Source organism: Cobetia sp. SIMBA_158 (assembly GCF_046566945.1).
GTDB lineage: Bacteria > Pseudomonadota > Gammaproteobacteria > Pseudomonadales > Halomonadaceae > Cobetia > Cobetia amphilecti.
Genome location: NZ_JAWJYL010000332.1, coordinates 1 through 274 on the forward strand (window position 1 = coordinate 1; position 274 = coordinate 274).

At 49.6% G+C, this 274-nt stretch carries 1 pseudogene; it reads right to left on the bottom strand.

Features of this window, described 5'->3' with window-relative positions:
* Positions 1-257 (bottom strand): annotated as a pseudogene (yeaK, locus tag R2R70_RS20165) (mischarged aminoacyl-tRNA deacylase); the annotation flags it as partial.
* Positions 258-274 lie beyond the last annotated feature (17 nt).

The window sequence follows — 274 nt, forward strand, 5'->3', positions numbered from 1 at the left end:
ATATGGCTGGCGAGTTGGCTCAGATCGGCCTGTTGATCGGCTGCGAGGATCGCCAGAACATGTTGATTTACGCCATTGCCTTTGACTTTACATACCAGTGCCTTAGCTCCCTGGCCTAAAGCGGTGCCACGAATTTCTGACACCGCTTCACATTTACCTACCGCTTCATGGGTAACGACGCGGAAGTTAGCACCTTCTTGTGATAATAAAGCGATTAACCGCTGATGCGTCACGCTTCCTTTAGCCATTTCAGTCATTTCACGCTCCTGAGATT